The organism is Acinetobacter thutiue, from assembly GCF_030385805.1.
GTDB classification, from domain to species: Bacteria; Pseudomonadota; Gammaproteobacteria; order Pseudomonadales; family Moraxellaceae; genus Acinetobacter; species Acinetobacter corruptisaponis.
The window spans coordinates 225,906-249,693 of record NZ_JAUDZE010000004.1; the positions used below are offsets into that span (position 1 = coordinate 225,906).

The 23,788-nt window shown below is 40.7% G+C and carries 1 protein-coding gene (running past one end of the window); it reads right to left on the minus strand.

Going from position 1 to position 23,788, the window contains the following annotated elements; genetic code table 11:
* A protein-coding gene (locus tag QTA56_RS11305) for a tandem-95 repeat protein (RefSeq protein ID WP_267981051.1) crosses the window boundary here: on the minus strand, positions 1 to 23,788 show its 3' portion. It continues 12,611 nt past the right edge of the window; only the last 23,788 of its 36,399 coding nucleotides appear in the window; its start codon lies beyond the right edge, outside the window; its stop codon occupies positions 1 to 3.

Below are 23,788 nucleotides of genomic sequence, written 5' to 3' on the forward strand. Positions count from 1 at the left end.
TTAAAATAATTGTTTCCAATGCTGCTGTGCTGTTTGTTCCAAAGCCTTTAACCATGCATCGGACTGTTCTTCCTGACGGAGTAGAATCAGGTCATCATCCTCATCTTTTGGAATGATGTTCAACTCTAACTGGGTTGAAAGCAATGGAATTGAGCATGCCCACTGAGCTTTGACTGTTAAGGAAACAGACGGAAGTTGATTTACCCATGTGGAGACAAAACCATTGACCAATTGCCATGGATTAACACATGCCTGACCATCTAACATCTTAATTGCAATATCAGTGGTTGTACTTGCACTACTCTGGTTACTTTGTTCAATTGCTGTGGCTTTCACCTCTATGGTCATATCCTGATTTCGACTACTTGCAAAGCGTAACTGGGTCCAGTCCCAAGCACTGATATCTATCCACTGCTGAGTTGAACTCACTGTGACGTAGTTGGTTCCATCGGTGAGTACTGTGCCCTGATTAAAACCTGTCAATTCCAGCTTGATACGCTCCGAGCCATCCTGATCATTACTATGTGCCGCAATAATTGGCAAGTAAGTGGTTTGCCCAACCATGGCGTAGACCTGATTCGCTGTCGAGGTATACGTTTCCGTCAAACGAATATTGCTGATAAAGGCGCTTCGTCCACTGATGTTGCCTTCAATCTGGAAGCGAATGGTTCTGTTACGACCATTACCATCAAAGACAACTTGGTATTGTTGCCAATTCAAGGCGGTTAGACCACTCACCGCATCAAATACTGCAATTTGTTGTCCATCTACATAAACGCCAATACGCCCAAAGTTTGCGGCCTGCCCCAATAGGCCTGCCATATCAAAACTTAAGCTATATTTATTGCCGTTTACCGTGCTCACTTGACGTTCTATCGCTGTTTGCTGGTATAAAGTGTCTTTACCATCATTTAGGCGTATCCAGGCATCACTTGTGGCACCTTGTAATGTAATGGTTTGGTTTGCAGTATTTTTTATCCGATCCCCATTATGCCAAACCTCAAAACCATCCAGTTTGAGTAGTTGGTCTTTCTGAGTTGTCCAGCCATCCAGACTCCAGCCATATACCACTGTTGCATTTTTATTCAGGATTGCATTATAAACGCCGCCCCATTCTGTATGGAAAATCTCACGGCTAGTTAAGGCATTTTGCGATTGTTGCGTTTCCAGACTCGGTGCATCGGCAACGGCTTCAATATATACCGTCAATTCATGGATTGCTGTCGCAATGCTGGCATTGGATTGTTCAATGCTACTCGCCACTACTTGTAGCTTCAACTCGCCACTAAAGTCTTTTGGTGGGGTGAACTGCAATGTATTGAGATTCCACATTGTGATATCTGCAATAGTTTGCTGCTGCGTCACCATAAACTGGTGCGTACCATCACTGAGTTGACTGCCTAATGGCAACCCTGCAATTGCAAGTTTCAGTTGCTCAGAACCATCCTTATCCTGTAACTGGGCTGCAATACTGGACAGTGGCATGGTCTGGTCTTCTTTACCTCGATTGAGTGGCTTACTGGTTGACAATACAATGTTATCAATCATGGCACCACGTCCACTTAAATGAGTCAGTGGAGCATCAATACGAATCTGAATATTTTGCAGTTTACCTGTACCTACGAAACTAAACTGAATATTTTGCCAGTTGAGCTGATCATTTGGGCTGGTGTTGGCATAAGTTGCAATACGTTTACCATCGACATAAATCCCGATCTGGGTAAAGCATTCACTAAAGCCCAATCGTCCTGCATAGTCAAAACTGAGTTTATAGCTACGGCCTAATTCAGTTTGCACATTACGAGAAATGCCTAATGTTTGAGCCTGGAACAGACCAGCATCATTGAGTTCTAACCAGTGATTGCCATTGCCAGTTTTGGCCTGAACTGTTTTAAGCTGACCATAGGCATTGTCCATACGGTCGCCATTACTCCAGATTTCAAAACCGTCCGTACCAAACAGGTTACAGTCCAGTCCCTTGAGTAATGTCCAGCCCTCAAACATATTTTGTTGAAGTAAAGTCGAAGTTAGATCAGGGTTACTTGCACCCTCCCAACCAGTCTGGAATAAAATCTCTTCATTATTTGTCGAGCCAATTGTTAATATTGGTTGATCTGCAACTGCCTCAATTTCAATATTCAGGAATGTAGCCGTACTGTAAAGTTGTCCATCAAAAGCCTTATAACCCACTTGGGCATAAACTGCTTTTTGGTTTCCAATCCCTGCAATGGCTCTGTCACTTGATTCATCTCTAAATGGAACAAAACGAACACGTGCAGCATTGAAATCAGCTTGATTAAGGCGTGTGCCAATACTCACTAATTCCCACTGATCATGAATAAACTGTTGTAATAACCCCGATTGTGGCAAGGCTGTAATTTCGATTTCCAAGCTATCACCATCAATATCACTGACTGCAAAATCAGTCCATTTTAAGGTGAGTGCCTGATCTTCCAGACCTTGTACCATTTGTGAAGTTGCAACTGGCGCATCATTTACTGCATGAATCGTAATAGATACCGTAACAGTCTGAGAGTTTAACTCCCCATCCGTTACATAGTAGCTAAAGTGGTCCGCACCAAAGTAGTTTGCATTCGGTACATATTGATAACGGCCATCAGCTAATTGAACCAACTCACCATTTAATGGTTGAGCCACAATTACAGCAGTTAAAACATCCCCATCTATATCTTGTGCTGTTGCCAATAAATCAATTGTTATGGTTGTATCTTCATCTGTCACAAACTGTTGTGCGGTCAGAGTCGGAGCATCATTTACAGCATTTACATTAATAGAAACAGTCACGACCTGAGAGTTTAACGCACTATCAGTGACATAATAGCTAAAACTGTCTGTACCATGATAATTGGCATTTGGTATATATTGATAATGTCCATCAAGCAATCGTAAAAGTTGTCCATGCATTGGTTCATTCACAATAACTGCTGTTAAGGCATCACCGTCAATGTCCTGTGCAGTTACAAGTAAATCAATAATTACCGCTGTATCTTCATCCGTCACAATGGCTTGTGCCGCCAAAGTTGGTGCATCATTCACAGCATTGATGGTGATAGATACACAAACAACCTGAGAGTTTAATTCTCCATCTGTGACATAGTAGCTAAAGCTGTCTGTACCAAAGTAATTCTCATTTGGAATATATTGATAACGTCCATCTGCCAACTGCTCCAAGCGTCCATGTTGTGGTTGTGTCGTAAAGTAAGTGATTAGCACATCACCATCTTCATCATAGGCACTTGCCAATGGATCAAAGATAAGGTTTTGATCTTCATCAGCCATAATATCTTGAGCATTTAATACAGGTGCAGTATTTGATGCCAAGACATGAATACTAAAGGTATAAGGCTGTGAACTATCTGTACCATCAGTTAAAACAACTGTAAAGGTATCATCGCCGACAAAGTCTTTATCCACGAGGTAGATATATTGCCCCGTGCTTTCATCATAGCTGATGGTGCCGTATTGCGATTGTTGCGTGATTTGTACGGTAATTGGGTTGTTTTCAACATCCTGAACATAGGCATCAAAATCCAATACCAATGGTTCACCTGCCACAATCTCCCAATTTGGTTGCTGACCAAATATAGGGGCATCATTTACAGGGTTAATTTCTAACTGTACTGTCGCAACCTTGGATTCCTGACCATCAACAGTGACAAAGTAGTAGCTAAACTGGTCTGTACCAAAATAGTTGGCATGCGGTACGTAGCTAAATTCACCATTGGCGAGTAACACCAGCTCGCCATGTTGTGGTGCGGTCACTAGCACAACGTTTTCAATTGACTTACCAATGAGTAAGTCATTATTTAAAACATTACCTGTTACAGTGGTGTCTTCATCAAATTGATAATGATCATTGATTGCTAAAGGTTCAGCAATCAAACGAATATTACTCAAGGTGACTGAACTATCTGCTGCACCAAAACCAAGCAAATCGAACGAAAGTAAGACTTCCCGACCAATGAGGGCTTGATCCAGATTGATAAAGAATGTTTGGCTACCATCACTATTGATGACTCGCTCAATACCTTGGGCCAAATAGCTTTGGCCATTCGCCTGTAGGTTAAACAGTGCATCGGTATTTGTCAGATCATTCACTTTAAATAGTGCTTCACCTGTTTTTGCATCAAGCAGCGCAACCTCAAAGGCATCATCTGGACTATTGTTATAGTCAGTTAAATGTTGGTCTTTTACCGTGAATGTAAGCACTCGATCTTGAGAACCTAGTTTAAAGGCTTGGGATAGGTTAGTGTGGCTACTACCAACTTCTTGTAGAATGGCTGAGTTTTCCCCAAGCGTTACACTACCTCGTGTTTTCCAACCCTGAGTGTTTTCCAACGCTGTAAAGTGAGCATTCGCATTATCAATAGAGTGCCATGTGTATATTGGCTGACCTTGACTATTTCGAGTTACAGTAATTTGTTTGCCTATGAAGTTTTCATTCTGAGTCAGAATTTCTTCTTCGACATTTCTTAACAAATCCTGAACAGTAGGCAACCTACGCATGCCTGCTTCAAGATTTCCACTCATAATATCATTAGCTTCATTCGTAACCGATATACCGAGTACATGCCCTAGCTCATGAATCATTACTGTAAGTAAGTCTATATGTTCAGCAGAAACAACCTGACCATTTGCTCGACCTAAATCTTCACCCTGCATTGTAAATTCAATGGAATCCATTGGTGTCGCATCGACAAACCATCCCAAACCAGAAGCATTAGGTGAGAAAGTAATACGTTTAGCTTGATAATTGGTAACCGCAGCTACATCATTCACAAGTGTCTGTATTTCTATACGATATTCAGACAGCTTTTCAGATAGTTCCTGCTCAGGTACGCCTGCATTAATCCAGTATTGCATGGCAGCAGGTAATAAGGTTTGAATTTGTTCAATGGTTAAGCTGTTAGAGAATGTTTCCTCACCCCCACAGTTGTGTACCCAAATACCTGCTTCACCAACAAAATAGGTATGCGTATCCTCAACCTCAATATTATAGACTGTCATGGTGAGAGGTCCTTCACCCTCACCCCATTCTACGGTATCTGGATCTCTCCAGTTACCCTGTCTAAAACCATAGAACTCAGCATGTTCACGATGTTCTTCTGGAGTCTGATCAAGTAAGTGTTGTTTCCATTCATGATCATTTATCCAAAGCTTATCAATTATTGGCCTATAGGCTGGATCACTATAGTCTCTCTCGCCTGTAAGTAAATCAATAAAGCGTCCACCTGATCGCCCCGTTTCATCACTATAGTCTACAATATAGCCAAAACCTGATTTATTTGTTTTAAATAGCGGAGTAATGCCTTTATATTTGTAATTAAATCCTCCTCCTCCGAGCGTAGTAAATTGCTGATTACCTTGAGTAGTCATTATGTCCTGTGTCGTTAATTTTTCTGCTTTGACCCAGCCTTGGTTTAATGTCCAAAATGGGTGATTAGCTGTAACCAATAGGGGAGACGGTGCTGCCTGATGATCTAAAGCCCTCCTTAATTTAAAACGCTCTTTAATCGGTAGATTAGGATCAATGTAGTGATCAAATTCCATTAAGAATACAGGAACCCTCTCTGTAACCATTGTTTTGCTAATTGCTTTATAGACTAATTCGCCACTATCATCGGCAGCTTTAGATAAGACTTTATCACCAACTCTAAGTTGTTCAATTGGCACAAGCCCTCTTTCCGTATGTACCAAAGTACCCGCAGCAAAACAGGTATGCTGTATGTTGTCATCCCTACTTGTCATTAAATCAGCTAAGGTTTGTAAATGTCCTTGACTTTTAAGTAATGCTTGAACTCGAGTATCATTGATAAAATCTTTATCTGCGATAGATTTACCATCAGCATCAACCATATCCTTTGCTGCTTTAAGAATACCCAACTGTCTTAAATCATTTGTATCAAAAACTTCAAGCTCTATTTGCCCATTTACTTTTCTTAAAGCATAAAAAGTATCAGGGGATGGGCGACGACTTGCTGTATATCCTGTTTGGGCATCAGCAAAATAAATATCTTTATGTAACCAACTTAAATCTTTAATCCAAGGTGCTGGTTGACCATTAAGAGTTCGCATATTTTCTGGAATTTTCGAAAAGTCAAATGCAGATGGGTTACTTTCAAATTTTGCCAAAAAGTTTACAATATTTTCTGCCATTCCAGGAGATTGAAATTCAATAACATGTCCTCTACCAGGATTTTGCTCTAAGGCTTTACTGGCACGGAATAAGCTTTCAAGTAATTGTACTTGATCAAAAGTATCATTACTAATCTTGGCCCATTTACCACTAGCCTTACTGTCCTGAGTAAAGTTACTATATTCGCGCACCACATTGCCATAATTATCAATTACTGGCCTACCATTGGCATCCAGTGCATCCACCATGACACGTGAATCACCTAACTTAATATAATAAATCCCTCTAGTTTTAGGATTTTTATAGAGCAAAGCTTGCGCTATGGTATTACCGTCTTTATCTGCAATCCAACCCTCCGCACTACTCTCAAACTTAAACCAATTTAACTCTTTAGTTGCTTTAGTATTTTTTTCTACACGTCCGACTGTTCCTGTTTTGTCATCCGCAGCACGTACCAGCTTGGATAGGCCACTTTCATAGTACACTTTACCTGTACCATCTCCAGGTATAATTGGAACAGAATCCCTGACTGACTCACCAGTAAAACAATTATCACTATTGTGTACCCATACCCCTTGCTCACCCACAAAATATGTGTGCGTATCGGCAACTTCAATATTATACACTGTTGTCGTAACAGGACCTTCACCTTCTGCCCAGTCTATACCTGCACCATCCTGCCAGAAACCTTGTCTAAAACCATAGAATTCAGCATGCTCTCGATGCTCTACAGGCGTTTGTGCCAGTAATCGCTCACGCCATCCTGTATCTTCGATAAATAACTTTCTAAATACAGGGTCATAACTACCAAAAGATAATGTTCGACCTGTGTCTAAATCCACAAATCGCCCACTGTTCATACCATTGTGGAAATCTGGGATATAACCAATATTCCGTTGATCAGTTTTAAAAATTACATCTATTTTTCTATTTTCAGAACTTCCGCCACTAAAATGAGCTGTTTCTCCACTTTTCAGTAAAACGTTATCATTTATTTGAAGTTGTTCAGCAATAGTCCACCCTTTATTTTCAACCCAAAATGGATGATTTTCCGTACATAATACATCTGCATAAAGTGACAAGTTCATTCTTTCCCTAAAACGCAGGTTATCAACAAAACTTGGAGTGAATGAAGCAAAATATACTGGTACATTTTCAGTCATAATGGTACGTACGACAGGTTTATAGACCAACTCGCCATCAGGGTTGTTTTGGTCACGGGACAGTACCATATCACCGACTTTAATATCTTTAATCGGTACTAAACCTTTATCAGTATGTATTAATGTCCCACCTACGAAACAAAACTCAGGTCGATTCGTTAAATCATTGGTATAGGCATATTTAGACATATTGTCTTCAACAGCTTTTTCTAATGTGCTGTATTTAACATCTGGTCTACCATTGTCTCTGGCTTTTAATAACTCATAAGCATAATTAGAGATTTTATCTTCCATACGAGCTAAAGTAACTTTATAACCATCCTCAGTTTTCAGTAGGTCTTTACTCATATATATGGTTAATGGACTTGTATCATTTACCCAGTTACGATCATAACTTACCGTACCGCCTTGTTTATCTGGGATCATTGATAACTGGAATACTGAATCTACTCCTTCACCAAAGGTTTTATTCAGGTAATTCTGCTCAACCATGACAATCTGAATAGTTTTATTAATACCTCTTTCTTGAGTCGCAATACCAGTAAAGTCCTCTACTTTTAAGATTCTGACATCGGCAACCGTTACGTCACTAGGTAAATTAGAAATCTGTGCTTCCGTTACATCCAAAATCTCATTTATTTTCCAATTAACGAATACGTCATCTGCTATAGCATTTCGCATTAAATCAGTATGTGACATCACTGTAGATGTATATTGCCAATCGCCCTTATAAACCTGAGATTCTCTTGTACTCACAAAAGAGCCATCAGCAGTAATTGGTCTAATATTGGTTGGTGTTTCTTCTGTTAATTGTTTCGTAGGCGAATTATATTCCTTATTGCCTTTTAGCTTATCAATTTGCAAAAATTGTTGTTTAACTAAAGCATTACCTTTCTCTACGGCATTCATAAAAGCAAGTCTTGTCTCAGCAACTTTCTCTTTCCAAGCCAGAATTAATTTAATATCAGAAGAAGACTTACTAACTTCTAAATGCTTTTGCATAGCATATAGATACTCATTATATCTGGTCTGTATGCTCTTCTTGGCTTGTCCAGTTAAATTACTACGATAATCAACAGCCAATAAAAGCATACCAATTGAATTATCAAATAAAGCTTTAGCATCACCCTTTATAGCTGCCTCAGCAACACCTTCAAAAGTCAATGGTATGCCTACTTTATAAGGCGACAATATAGAAACACTACCTGCCAATATTTTAGCCATAGCTAAAATAGATGGGTCATCTTTAAGAGCTTCCTCTCCCATCATACTTAAAACAGGTAAATCTGGTGGCGTGTAGTTATATGTCACATCTTCATCTATGAGCCCTGTATTTTTTAGCATTACTCCTAATTTATTAAACTCCTCTATATTCCTTGCCTTAGCAAATACTAATGCTCGACTGAATACATCTGTAAACTCTAAAGGAATTTCAGCAAATGAAGAACCTATACCATCAATCATTTTTGGTATTAATGCCCCTCCCAAATAACTTAAATAATCGCCCTGATCCCAAGCAGATTCATCAAATTGAACTGTTTTTAAAGTCTGTTGGGCTTGTTTAATTTCTTCCAAATTAGAACTTGTATTAAATCCTAAAGCTTGCCCAACACTTCCTATCATTCCATTGTAAATGAGAGAGAAATTTGCACCTAATTTTACTAGCGCCCTTTCATAATTGTTCATATCGGCAAGAACTATTTGCTCAGGTGTTAACTGAGGAGGAAGCTCAACCGATAAAGGTGATGCTCTTAGATCAATAATCTCATTTGACCTATGATAATTATCAACCCCGTACACCCAACCAATATATTGATCACTGCCAGGAATCAAATCATCAAATTTATAAGGGGTTGCTTCTTTTATTTGTGTACCATTTTTATTACCTTCCACTGGAGCATTACGATCAATTGGATGAGTGAGTTTTAAATTACTCTCATAATAATGATAAATTGCTGATTCTATTAAAGCTGAGGTATTCCATACAAACAATGAATGATACATTGCGCTTGAGATATCCCAACTAGACCAATAGTCGTCAATCCAAACACTTGCCTGTAATAATCCATCAGAAGTAATAGATAAGCTTCTTATTGCCCCGCCAACAATTGGTGTAGTTGCACCTAAATATTTTGGGGAGCCATTATAGCCAAATGGATCTTCAATAATTCCTAGCTTTCCACCTACTTGATGCCCAAAGCCAAAACCATTGTCATAGCCCCAAACAGAAGGTTCATTAAATATAAAATTATAATCTGCAACAATAGCGTATAATTTTCCATTAAAAGTAACCAATACAACATCTGATGCTCGCTGAATATTCTGGAATGAAAAGCGTTGATACCATGATGGATCCTGTATTTTTGGAGTTAAGTCAACATTTTTACCTTTAACCTGTCCAGTCATATCTCCTTTCTGATCCAATTCAACAGTAATTGCTGTTATTCCACTATTCCAGTCACCAGCACTTGATATAATAAACTCACCAGGTTTTAAACCAGCGATAATATTATCTACTGTTTTACCCCTATTGGCAGCAGGAAAATTACTTGCTGTAATACTCACTACAGCATTATCTTTTAATGTGCCATCACTAGAAATCTTTGTTAAATCCAGGATATATGCATTACCAATTTGGTATTGCTTTCCAGTATTTGTTAAATATTGATAGTTCTGAGGAGCTGAAATCGCCAAATATCTATCGGCACTTAATGCTAAATCACCAAAGCCATATGGACTTGAATTTCCAGGGATAATAATTTCCTGTTGTACTTCTAGATATTCAGCAGAAGCTGTATCAATTAATATTCTAACTAAACGTCCCTCTCCATTTGAAGCCTGTTGAGCTACATACAACCATCCATCATTAATAACTACACTCCTGATACGAGTATTTGGGTCTCCTGCAAGATAAATTGTATAAACAACTGTTCGTGTTATCGTATCCAATACATAGATATTATTTGTTTTTCCAGCAATAAAAGCCAACGTTCCATCTAGACTATAAGCTATCGGATCATTTTTATGACCGAATATTTCTAAAGAGTTACCATTTTCATCTACAGTTAAATTTCTTACATAAGAATATTGAATTTCAGCCTTGTGAGTTTCCATATCTAATGGTAATTTCCCTTTATAGAAAATTAATCCATTTGGTATGCTCACTATTGTTTCATCATTTGGTTTCTCAGTCCATGTAGTAGAAAGATCACTTAAAATAGATTGATCTGACTCTTTCTGAATACCGTCATAATATTCATATGCTCTTCTTTCAATATAAATATAATGTTGAGATAGTGAAATCTTTGGATCTAATTTCAGAACTATTTTATCCTCTGAAACAGATTCAGGTGTAAACGCTTGCCATACTAATCCCCTATCTGCCGCCGCACCTTCAGGAGTAGACTGAGAAATCTGATCTCCTCTAGGAATAAGCCACACTTTTACACTAAATTGAGAGCTGGATTTTGCTGGAGGTATAAAATCTTTTCCTTTTAGTTCAATTTCATAAGTATTAGGATCATAGGATAATGAGCTGATTTGCGGTTTATAATCCGCAGTAGAAGGGGAAGTAGGATACGTTAATACTCTTGTCTCAAAATTAATTGAGGAATTAGGAATTCTTAATTGGTACGCACCAGCAATCGTATAACGTATGCTAAAAATTGGACTAGCAGATGCGGCAAAAATCCCAATCGCTGATGCAGCCATCATTGGACTAGCTGACATTGCAATCGCAGATAATGAAGACCAGAATAAGGTTACTACGTCTATCCCTCTAACGCTAACCTCACCTGTTAGATTATTTTTACTGGTAGTTACAAGCATTCGCCCAGCAAAATTTTCTCCAGAATATGGTGGGCTTGAGGTACGGGCAACACCATCTGTCCCAATATATCCATTATCTACCAAGAACCAAGTATCATGACTAATGCCTTGATCATCAACAATAATGCCCTGTCTCCAGAAAAATACTTCCCTTCCAGCCTCAAGAGTTTCCATTTCTCCTGTTTGGGCATTCTTGACTTCTTTTGGAAGTTTAATTGCCAACTGTAAAGGTAACTGCGATTTTTCAGTACCAATATCTATATCAAATGCAGCTACTGTTGTTAATACATCTGGAGCAGGTAACGGCATATCAATATCGCTCAATAATAGAGCTTTAATTGAAACTTCCGTACCATCCTTAAGAGAACCTGGCGCAACCATTAAGATGTTGCCTTGTGCATCCTGAACAACTGCGCCTTTCTTGGCATCAACAATCGCTGTACCGATTTCAGGCTGTTGGATAATCAGGCTAAAGGTATATTGATGTCCTTGATTGATGACTGTGACTTGGGCAATACCTGCTGCTTTAGCATGAATCAAACCATCCGCACTAATCTCAGCAATACTGCTGTCACTGATATAGTATTTTGTACCTGTTGATGCAGCCGATACCTTGTTGCCATCCACATCTGTCACTTTAAGCTGACGCTCACCGTTAAGAGGTAGAGTGACTGCTTTTGGATAGACATCGACTTCAAAGCCATTGATATCTGTATCTGGTTCATCACCATATAAACTCACCGAAATTGCATTCACACCTTCAATACCACGAGCAGATACATGAATCGTGGCAATACCTGCCTGTTTGGTTGTGATATTACCTTGTGCATCTACAGTGAGGACATTCGAGTTATCACTCACAAACTGTAAATAGTCTGCGGTTAGGGTGACACCATCTTCATCGGCAAAATCACCTGTGACATGCAAGGTTCCACCATTGCCGAGTGCCAATGCAGCCAAACGCTCAACATGGATCAGAACCAGTTTGGCATCACTGACATAGATTTTGAGTTCAATTGGCTGGCCTCTGCTATAACCATCATCGGCCTGTAAAGTGACTGTTGCATAACCAGAGAAGCCTGCTTCTGGTTTAAAGCTGAGGTTTTTACCATTTGATGAAAGTTGGGCGATACCATGGGTACTGCCTAAAATATTCCAGTAAACCGAATCACCTTCACGGTCTACCGCAATCTGTGCCAATGCACCACTCACGGATAAATCAGTATGGGTTTTTAAGGCTTGTGTGCCTTGTGCCACGATATTGACTGGTGCCTGATTCGATTTCCAGCCATAGTTGGCATATAAAATTTGTAGGTCGGTATTGTTAATGACACCATCACCATTGAGGTCAAATTGGCTTTGTCCTGCCTGTGCTTGCCATAGGCTACTGTCTAAGCCATCGACATTGCCATCACGGTTAAGGTCACCCACGATAGACAGACGCACAGCAACCGTGCCTGTTCCCTGTACAGCCAACTGTTTAAAGCCTGCCGAGGTAATACGAACTATAGTCAGTGTTGTGTTGCCTTGTCGTTGTTGTGACACAATGGTGGCATCCGCAACATCAATGTCCTGAACATTCCCCTGTGTTTCAATCGCAACTAAAACCGCACCTGTTGAACCCATCGCCTTAATGGTGGATGCCAATTCAGATTCACGAATGGCAAAGTCAAAGTATTGGGTCTGGTGATTGAGTTCACCCTGCCATTGTGGAGTAGACTGGTTTTGATTCAGCCAGTCCACACTTGCCCCTAGATACGCTGTGGCTTCTTCCAGATGGACTTCGCCTGCGGCAGTGTAACTATAGCGTTGAACCACTTCTCCAGTAATCAGGTTACGTACCAATTCAAGCTGGTTAGCACTATTGTATTTATACAATAGGCTGATAGCTTTGCCTTGGTTGTTCTGCCCAATGATCTGGCTGATACGCCCCTGACTGTCACGCTTAAACTCAATGCTTTGTGAGCTTTGTCCACTCACTAACACAATATTATTTTGACTAACAAGCCATTGCTCCCCTGTATTCAGATGAATAGAAAGTACTTTGCCTGTTTGGTCTAATAGGTAACATGTACCATCTGGTGCAGTCAGGCTGAAATAACTTGGAACCCATGCCAACCCTGTACTTTCGTTATACAGGCTTTGCCCTTGTTGTACCAAGTTATCGATATGTAAATCAGCCGAGCTATGCGCTGTTAAACTCCAACCTTGGTCATTGCTAAATTGTGGCGTAAGTTGGCGAATACCTGTATTTGCACCATTCACATATTGGGTTTGCAAACTTAAACTAAAGTTTAGGTATTGGGTCTGTGTTGCAGCAATCCCTGTCAAGCCCTGTGGGATTTGTAGCCAGACTTTTGCCCCTGTTTGCCATGCGGCAACTGTACCCACACTGTTGGTTAAGCGCTGGTTATGGGTCAGTTGGGTATCAAATAGTGCACTAGTCCAGTTAGAGAAATCGCCGTTTACGTCAGTTGCAATTGAACGAACCAAATCAAGCACTTTTGAGCCAAGTAGCAGGCTTGCATCAACATGCCTTGCCTGATTCAATTGTTTTGTGCTGCTATTGATCTCAATATTGGCATATAGCTCCTCAACTCGGCCAACCAGATCCCATGCGGTTAAGCGTAGCTGATAGGCTCCGTTGGCAAGTAATGCAGGATCAAGCGCAAAGATATCGACTGCCTGATTGCTATAGGTCGCTTTCAATGACACATCCTGCAAGGTCTGCCATTGCAATGCACCTGTACTGTTACGCGCAATTTCCAGCTTATAGCCCATCAGTTGCTGTTCTTTAATTAAGGCAGTTAGATCAGTGGTGTTCTGAATCACAATTGGTGCTGTATTTAATGATGCACCGCCAAGCTGCCCTTGCCATGCTAGAACTGGCGCAGTGTTATCTGCTGGATTTTTGACTCGGATAGTTTCCGTTTGTTGTTGGCTAAACCCATCAATATCAGTGGTTGTAGCACGTATCTCAATTAGACCAGGCTGCTGTCCAGTGAGTTTAACCCGCCCTGTAGAATCCAAAGTCACCACTTGCCATTGATCCGTGCCTAATGCACTACCACGAACTTCAACCACAGTATTGGCAATAGCACTGAAACTATCTGCCCGTACTGTTGCTGTTACAATTTGTCCTGCAACAACTGGGATTGCTGGTGTGGTTTCAATATGTAAGTCAGGTTGATAGGCATTGTGCTCCGCAACCACATTAAAGGTGATGGCCTGACGAACCGTATCATAACCATCGGAAACCCGTGCATAGAACACGAATTTACCAATCTGTCCTGCACTCGGTGTCCAGGATAATCGTCCTGTCACGACATCATAGCTTGCACCCTGTGGCAATTGTTCAAAGCTGACTGTTAAGCCTTGCGTTTGTGCCAGTCCATCCGCATCGGATACATACAAATTGCCATTATTGCTTAGGCTATTTTGAGCCGATTTCACCACATCTAGCTGGAATTGCTGACCAACCAATAAAGTACGGTTGCTACTCTGAATGGTTGGTGTTTTATTAATATCCAGCACTCGTACCTGCACAGTTTTAAGTACAGTTGCCTGCCCATCTGTCACCATAAAGGTCAGGTCAAATGCCTGTTGATCATTCAGGTGGTTATTCACCATGTCCTGTGCTGGTGTCCACTCCACATAACCTGTGGTGGCATCTACATAGATACCTGTTGGAGTATTGGCATCATGTACAAGTTGATAACGCAAGGCATCATTGTCACCATCTTGTGCCAATAAGTTAAATGCAAGGGTTTCACCTTCATAAACCAGTTGTAATGGCACACTGGTAAATACAGGTTGTTGATTAACATTCGCAACCTGTATTTGAATATTACGATTCAGCTTGGCACTACCATCAGTTACAGTAACCGCAAAGTTATAGTGGCCTAGCTGACTGTTACCCAAATTACCTTGTGCAGCAAACATGGATGGCAACCATTTAAACACAAGCTGGCTTTGTCCATTGCCCAAAGCTTGCGTTGTGATATTGACACCTTTTGGCAAGGCACTAAATGACCAATACAGTTGATCAAGATCAGTATCCTTAACGGTCATGCTCCATGTGAGTTGTTGTCCTTCCTGTGCTTGCAGGATAATTTGGTCCGCTTGTTGTACAACACTTCCACCTTGTTGTACCTGAACATCCAGCAATTCTGGTGCAAGATTACTTGCACGTACCACAATACGGATATCCTGCGCCACCACATTAGGCACAGCCACATAGTTTTCTGGCACTGCATAGCCCAAGTCTTTTGGTGGCAAGCCCTGATCTGATACCTGGACACTTAAATCATATTGTCCCAACTGGTTTGCTGTTGGTGTCCAAACGATTTCGGCATAACCATATTTAGTGCTTTGTACAAGCTGGGCGCCCGCAGGTAATCCCTGTACAATATAATTCAGGGTATCCTGATCCAGATCCGATACAGTAATTGGTACACGGATTTGCTGTCCAACCACGGCAACGTTTCGGGTAGGCACACTGAGGCTAGGTGCTTCACTATAGCTTCTTACTGTAACAACAAAGCTCTTGCGCTCTACCTGCACCTGATTAATATCACCATCGCCATTATCCCGTGCCGTCACGGTAATGGTGTAATCACCACGATGTCCTGCTTGCGGTGCAAAACGGATCATGCCTTTAACATTGCTGCCAGACTGGGTTTGAGTATAGGTTGCAAAGCTTGGTAGACCATCAATTTGTAACTCAATTGGATTGCCATCTTTATCAGTTGCTGTAACTGGAATTTCAATCACAGCACCTTTATCAACAATCACACTTTCAAGATTACTAATTTCAGGGGTTCGATTCGCATTGAGTACATTAATGGTAAAGATACGCTCTGTAGAAAGCGGCTGACCAGTACCATTGCCATCATCACTCGCAACCACTTTAATCTTGTAAACACCTGCTTGCTGATAATTTGGATTCCAGTAAATTTCCAGTGTTTCAGGATCAAATGTTGCCCCCTCTGGTAAACCTGTGACCACATAGCTTACAGAAGCAGGCACATCGGACATCTGCACCGCCTGACCTTGCGGATGCGATTTAAAGGCAGGTTCAAATCCAGGATTGTCAGGGTCAAAAGCAAATACGCTTAAGCGAACACTTGCACCCTCCAACACCGTCCATGTTGGGCTGGATTCAAACTGTGGTGCAGCATTGGCATTATTTACCACCAATGTCAGTGTCTGGGTTGCAACTGTACGAACAGGAATACCGCCATTGCTTGGGGTATAGGTTGCCACTAAACGGATTGGAATATCATAACTACCCGCCTGTGCATAACCTGGTGTCCATTCCAGCCAGCCCGTATCTTTATTTAGGATCGCACCACTCGGTAACCACTCTGCACTATAATTTAGCTTAATGTCTTGACCTGTATATTGCATTAGTCCATGTGGCAGATTCCCTGCCAATTGCAAGCTAAAGCGCTCACCCTCTCGTAACTGTTGTGCTGCCACAGGCAATAACACAGGTTTTTCATAGCCCTGTTTTACCGTAATATTAAACTGGTAACGGCTTTCGTGTTTTCCATCAGATACGATCAACTCAATATTTTCATATTGACCTGCCTGATCATAAGCTGGTGTCCAGGTTAATAGGCCTGTAGCCACATCAAACTCAGCGCCAGCAGGTAAATTACGCACCACCATGCTGAGGCGATCACCATCTTCATCAGCTACCAGAAGTTGCTGACTGAGACTCTGCCCTTCGGTTAAAACGATATCTCGTATCGTCGCAATGACTGGCACATGATTTGCACCATCCACCTGAATTTTGAGTCGTTTAAGTGCAACACCACCACGACTATCAACGACTTTTACCAAAATTTCACTATCCACACGATCTTGGGTCGTTGGTGTCCAGTGCAATTGGGCATGTGCTTGATAGCCCTGATCAGAAACTTGTCCTGTCGTGACTGAATCAATACTTACACCCTGTGGTGCCTCCACAATACTCCAGTAGAACTGGTTACCATCCTGATCAGTGGCGGTTAAATCGAAATTCCAGCTTTCATTGACTTTAGCCCTGAGTTTAGTTTCATCATAACTCATCACAGGTGGCTGGTTATCATAAGGAAGTGCATAAACTTGATGTGCAAGATCGAATTTTAATAAACGGGCTGCATCATTAGACAAGGTTAAATCTTCAGCTTTGACCACAGAGACAGTAATGCCCGCCAGACTTTCTCCAACTTTTAGACTACCGCCGTTCGCTTGTAGATAACTGCCTATATCCAGTAACCACAATTCATTTTGTAGTCCTTGCCCCTGTATTGCCGAAACAATACCACCATTAAAATAATGGCCTGGATCAAGTAACAATAACAGTGGTCCCTGAATATTATCCTGACCAATATTGGTGAGTTTTACATCATAGCTGACTGTCCCATTTAAACGGTCTGCACGGGTCTTATCAAACTCAATGTGAACAAAGGCACTGTAGTCAGTCACTGTGGTAAATGCCGCGGTATACACACCCTCAAGTCGAGTTTGTTTAGCACTCTGTAGATTAGAGGACACCTCAAGTCGCCATTGTCCAGCAGCAATATTTGGCAAAGTCAAAACGACACTATTGGTTGCCTTATTCCATTGCACTGATTCTGGGGTCAGGACTTGATTGACATTCTTGCCTACACCGACGAAACGATAGTTTGCTGGATTTAAAACGCTGGCAACATCAGTACTATCATTCCCATTATTTCCTAACCACATTGCCTGATCAAAGCTGATCGTTGCATAGCTTAATGGTAGTGGAATATATGCACCATCCTGAATTGAACTGGCAATCACAGTTGGTGCTTTGAGTAAGGCAATTTCATCAATCGTATTGGTTTGTGCAACCAAGATACGCTGGTCATGTGTAATCAGAATCGATTCACCACGTGAACCACCTTGGGCCAATTGAATTGCCTGACGTTTTGCCAAGCTAATCATCCAGACAGCAGCATTGTCCTGTTTTGGTAATGACTTACTGCTATTGGTAAACTGTTGGCTATTATTGGCAGAAGCAAATAATAGCCCTTCAAATGCTGTGCCTTTTTGACCAAACACCAAACTATCAATGAGACCATTTAAGGTATATTCAACTTCTGCACGACCCTTGGTTTTTCCTGTCAATGGGAAACTGATGATATCGGTTTTGCCAAGATGAGACAGAATATTTGCACTGGTCCAGCGTACTGCCCATAAACGACCATCTGGTGAGAAACTTAAATCTGATACCAGAGTATTCGAGAAATGTGTCCATTGTTGCCCAACTGGTGCATTAATATCAAAAATCTCAATACCATTGCCAGATGAAACATAGATGCGATCAGTTTCAGGTTCAACCGCCAAAGCATGGGTCAATGGTTCATTGGCAGGTCCCTTGATTCGCTCAATAATCTGACCTGTTGAATAATCCAGTAACCACAATTCCTGTCCAGTCAGCACCCATAACTGTCCTTTAGAATCCACTGCCATATCCATAATCGGCTGATCAAAGGTATAAAGTGGTTTCTGTTGAGTACCTCCATCTTCCCCATAAATAAACAGTTGATTACGGTACTGCCCAGCACTGACTAAAATACGGTGATCAGGCAATTCAACCATTGCTAATGCACCCACTTCACCCTGGCTGGCATTAAAACCACTTGCAAATGTATTTAGGGTAAACGGCGATAAAATAGAATTTAAATCAGTATTTTGATTTTTATCAATTTGTCCTGCCAGACCTTTTTGAGTCTCTACAAAAATAGAATTATTGAGATAACTACGATCCTGCGCAGCTTGAGGTACTTGGGTGGTTTGTTGTAAAGACTCATTGCTGCCAATTTCGGTGAGTAACTGTTGTCTTGAACCATCATCAGGAATCACGGCATTGGTCACTTTGGCAACTTCCTGATTTCCTGCCACATCGGTTGCAACTGCAAGAAATTCATAGTGAATACCTGCTTGCCCAATAAATAACAATTCACCTGTCGCCTGGGTCAGTTGTTTTTGCCAGATTTTAAAGTCACCGCCATTTTCTGCAACATATAAAGTCACATGTTTGACACCACTGACATCATCTTGTGCAGTCCACTGTACTTTATAATGTACCTGATTCGCCGTGGTGCTTTGCTGAGAAACCACATTTAAGGCTGTTACTGGACGTTGATTATCCAGAACATAGGTTGAGATTTGACTATCTACAGGTGGCGTATTATTCAAATAGATACGGGCCTGTGACACAATTTCCTCATTGGATTTTGCAGTTTCAATTGACTGAATGGTATAGCCAACAAAACCTTTATTATTGCCATCCAGTTTTAATAAACGATGCAGGTTCTGGGTTGAAAGCTCACCTGTATTTGGATCAATCGCCTGTATCAACCAGGTGAGTACATGGTTCTCTGCATCAATGCCTGCACTGACACGTAAAATAAAGCCCAGGCTACCTGTAAAGTCAAAATCACTGGTAAAACTACTGCGGTTCTCTGGAACATGGATATTGATGTCTCCAATCTTCATGTCCGTTAAACGCAAGGTATATGGATCAAGCTGTTCATCAATCGCTGTGACCAAGCGAATCTGGTGCAGTGATTGCTCAGTGGTGTTTTGGAAACTGATCTTAAATGGTAGTGCCGTCTCACTTGGTACATAGCTCTTACCATCAGTATGTGGCATCACCGATGGACCCTGCACATGCACCACATCAGTATTTACAGCAGCCATTTGCTGTAGATATTGGGTTAAGGCAAGCGCCTGTGCGCCAATTGGATTAAACCTCTCATCCAATAAACCTAAATGACGTAGATACTCTAACTGTGATTTATCACCAGCAAAGATGTTAAAGTTAATGAAATGCTTATTATTCTCACTATTTAGAATCAAGTCTTCTGCTGTGATATTTTTTGGAACAGGACTTAATACAAAATTCCCATCATTATCTTGTCGATATTCATAATAATCAGTCTGAGCTTTTAGGGCTTCTGGGTCCCCCGCCCATTTAGAGGTGTCACCATACCATTTTTGCATTTGTTCAAAGAACGACAATACACTAGCCTTGGTTTGGTAACTTTCCCCAGCTTTAGATAATAAAATACCCGTTGCCAAATTTGCTGTCAGGCTAAGAACCTGCACACTCTCACGAATTGCTGGGGCCTGATTTTCTGGACGTAATAATCCTGCATCCTCCAAAGCTGCCAACCAGCCCTGTACCCATTGTACCTCATCCGCAGCCAATGCTTTTAAGCCTGGATTCGCCAAATTATCATTCAAAATCGCATCACGCATTTTTAATGCATGTTTGGTTTGATCCTGAATAAATTCAGCACGCGTAATTGGAGTCGCAGCGGCAGCAATATTAAAACGAAAATCTAACGCCAACATTTCTATTTTGCTTAAACGTTCTTCAGTATCTAGGAATCGTGTTGCAAGTCCCCCTGAAATTTTATTCAGGTCATAAACACCATTATCTAATAATCCCTGTGTTTTCCATTCAGGATGAATTATATAGAGCTGATCTCGCAAGCCCTCAAAATCCATATTGAGCCATTCTTTTAGGCCAGGATAAGTTTTGATATTAAAGGTAAAACCTGTAAATCCAGAAGCATTTACATCGAAAGCATAACCTGGAGCCAAGTTAATACCAGAAGTGTTTAAGGTTGAATCCAGACTTGCCCAAGCAATTTGATTAAGCTTACTCTGGTCCGTTGGTGTAACACCATATTGCTGGGTATTTGCCTGATCTCCAATAACAATTCCTGATGGTTGTCCACCAACATTTGAACCAAAAAGAATAAATGGCAGATTTAACCCTTCAATCAGTGATTCATTATAGCCCATCTCCACTGCACCAATATCAAGACGGACGTATGGTGTGTCGACATTGGTTAAGCTTTGTAGAGAGATACTGTAAATACCCGTTTCACCTGGTGCGATTTGACTTGCTCCACCTAAACCGATGGTAACATCAGGCTCAATTGCACGTTCCACCAAGTAGCGATAAGGTTCAACCACCCGATCTCCATTTGGATTAATGACCACGATATCATACAAACCATGTGGTACTTGACGTAAGTCAAACACAGCACGGATATGGGTTGCATCCAATACCTGCCAACGTTCTGGTTCAATCTCAAAAACACCAGGACGGCTCAGTTTAACTAAAGCACCCGCTGCAAATTGGGCACCATAAATATCCATGGTGACCCAGCGATAATCATCTGTTCCTGTACCACCTTGGTCTGGTGTCACTTTAGTAATGGAGAGTGGTAATGTTTCAGCAATAATTGTTGCTGCTGTATTTTTTGCGGAATTACTGGATTTTATAAGAATATAATAGTTTCCAGCTTGTGTTGTTGGAACGAATAATTCCTGGTCTGGCGAGTTTACCAAGGTATAGGCAAAATCATATTGTCCACTGTTCGGTACAGCTTCATAACGAATATAAAGCTCATTTGAACCATTGACCGCACTGGAGTCCAGACGTACACGCAAGGTTTCACCCTGACCCACTTCCAATTTATAGAGATACTGGTCACCACTACCTAATTTTAGGTCAGTACTCGTATTCAATAATAATTTAGGTACTGTTACTGTAATGGTTGATGCCGATGCAGTTTCATTATTTGCTTCATTTGGTGCAATATTTAAACCCGTTTCGTTATAAACAATATCACCTTCATACACTTCATTATAAATATCTGGTCGAACAATAATATACCACTGCCCATCCTGAACTGTTGGTAAGAGCGTTTCAATAAAACCAGTATATTGTTGACGTGCGTCTAGACCACCTTGGTGGGTAAAACGTCCCAACAGAACATCCTGATTGTCCCACGTATTATTTCTAGATAGGTAAACCGTATCTGACCATTGACCATGTGCCTGGTAATCGGCCAGGTTTTTAACAGTATATTCTATACGAATTGCCTCACCCGTTTTAATTTGAGCAGGCAATACAATATCTGTCACCTGTAAATCAGCAGGATCAGGTTGAATAATCAATAATGGTTGCTCAGCAGCAAGGGTATTATTTAAATCATTTTCAAATTCAAAAACTCTACCTGTTACACTATCACGGTAATAAGCAGGGTCAGTCACAACAAAGACATAATAAGTCCCGTTCATATCTGTTGGAATTTGTGCCTGGATAGAAGCGGCATATTCAGCATTTGCGGCAAGACCACCATTATGGTTCACAAAGCCTAGAAGCTTATCTTTATTTAAATCAAGCACTCGGTCAGTAGACAAATAAATCAGGTCTGTCCATGAACCCTGATCTGATGGAGTTTTTCCACCAAGATTTTTTACTGTATATGAGATATCAACTTTTTGACCTGAAATCACACTCGTTGGGCTATTTACACTTGTCACCTGCAAATCGGGTGGACTTACGTAATTAATGATTAGAGCAATTGATTTTTCGTTGTTACCTTCATCCTTGAATTCCAAGACAGCCGCTTGATCATAGAAAGGAATCTTGTCAATAACATCTAGTGGTCTACGAATACTCGAAACTACAGGATAATCATAATCCTTAACATAATTTGTATCCGCCTTGATAATAATATTAAAATTACCACCGATTGCTGTTGGCAAGGTAAAGGTAGCTGACTGAGTATAACTTTGCCCAACTTTTAGGACATCTATTTGTCCCTGTGCATTACGAATAGAGGTTTGCTTAACCTTAAACCTATACTCGTATTCACTTCCTCGATCCACAACTGGATAGTCAGACATATCAATCGTATTATCAATTGATAAATAAACACCATCATACCAACCTGTTACACGAGTATCACGAGTTCCTTCATTCTTCACCGTCCAGGTAACAGTGATTGTTTCACCAGCATCTGGATTAGGGTTAGATATTTGAATATCTTTAACAACTAAATCAGGTTCACGATAAACAATATTTAATAAAGTCGAAGCTATATTATTTTGGATAAGGTTGTTTTCAAAAACAGTTTTTTGATAATCCTCTAAAGCAAGCTGATTGTATATGCCATTTACAGCATCAGTAGAAATATATAATCTACCATTTCGATCTATTTTGGCATCGCTAAAGACATAAATATAGTATTGTCCATCATAACCAGCAGGGACATTAAATTGTCCTGTTGTTGTATAACTTGTACCCGCTTTTAATCCCTGTGCATTGGAATGAACCACTGAACCAATGATTGTAGAATATTCTGGTCGATACTCAGGATAAGCACTAATGACGATATAATCAGTCCAGAATTGTGTACCAGACCAAACATCCGCCCCCTTATTTTCCACTGTCCAAGAAACATTAACTAATTCACCTGAAAAGACTTGCTGATCGACAATAACTTGAGTTACAGCCAAATCTGATGCAGATGCAGTCACATGAGAAGTAACTGAAGAAGTATTATTCTCTTTATTTTTCTCTACTTTAACTTTGTCATTTTTATCTTTCAATTGTTGTGTATTCGTCTGCACAACCAATTGTAGACCAGTCACTGACGGTGCCAATAATGGAATGATCTGTTCAACTGTATAGGTTTCGTTATAACTCAACTTCCTATTTTGGCTGAACTCACCGAGTTTCCATTTAATTGTTGCCTTAGATAAATCGGCTTGATCAGCCAACCAAACCTCATCAGTCCATGAACCCTCAAATTCG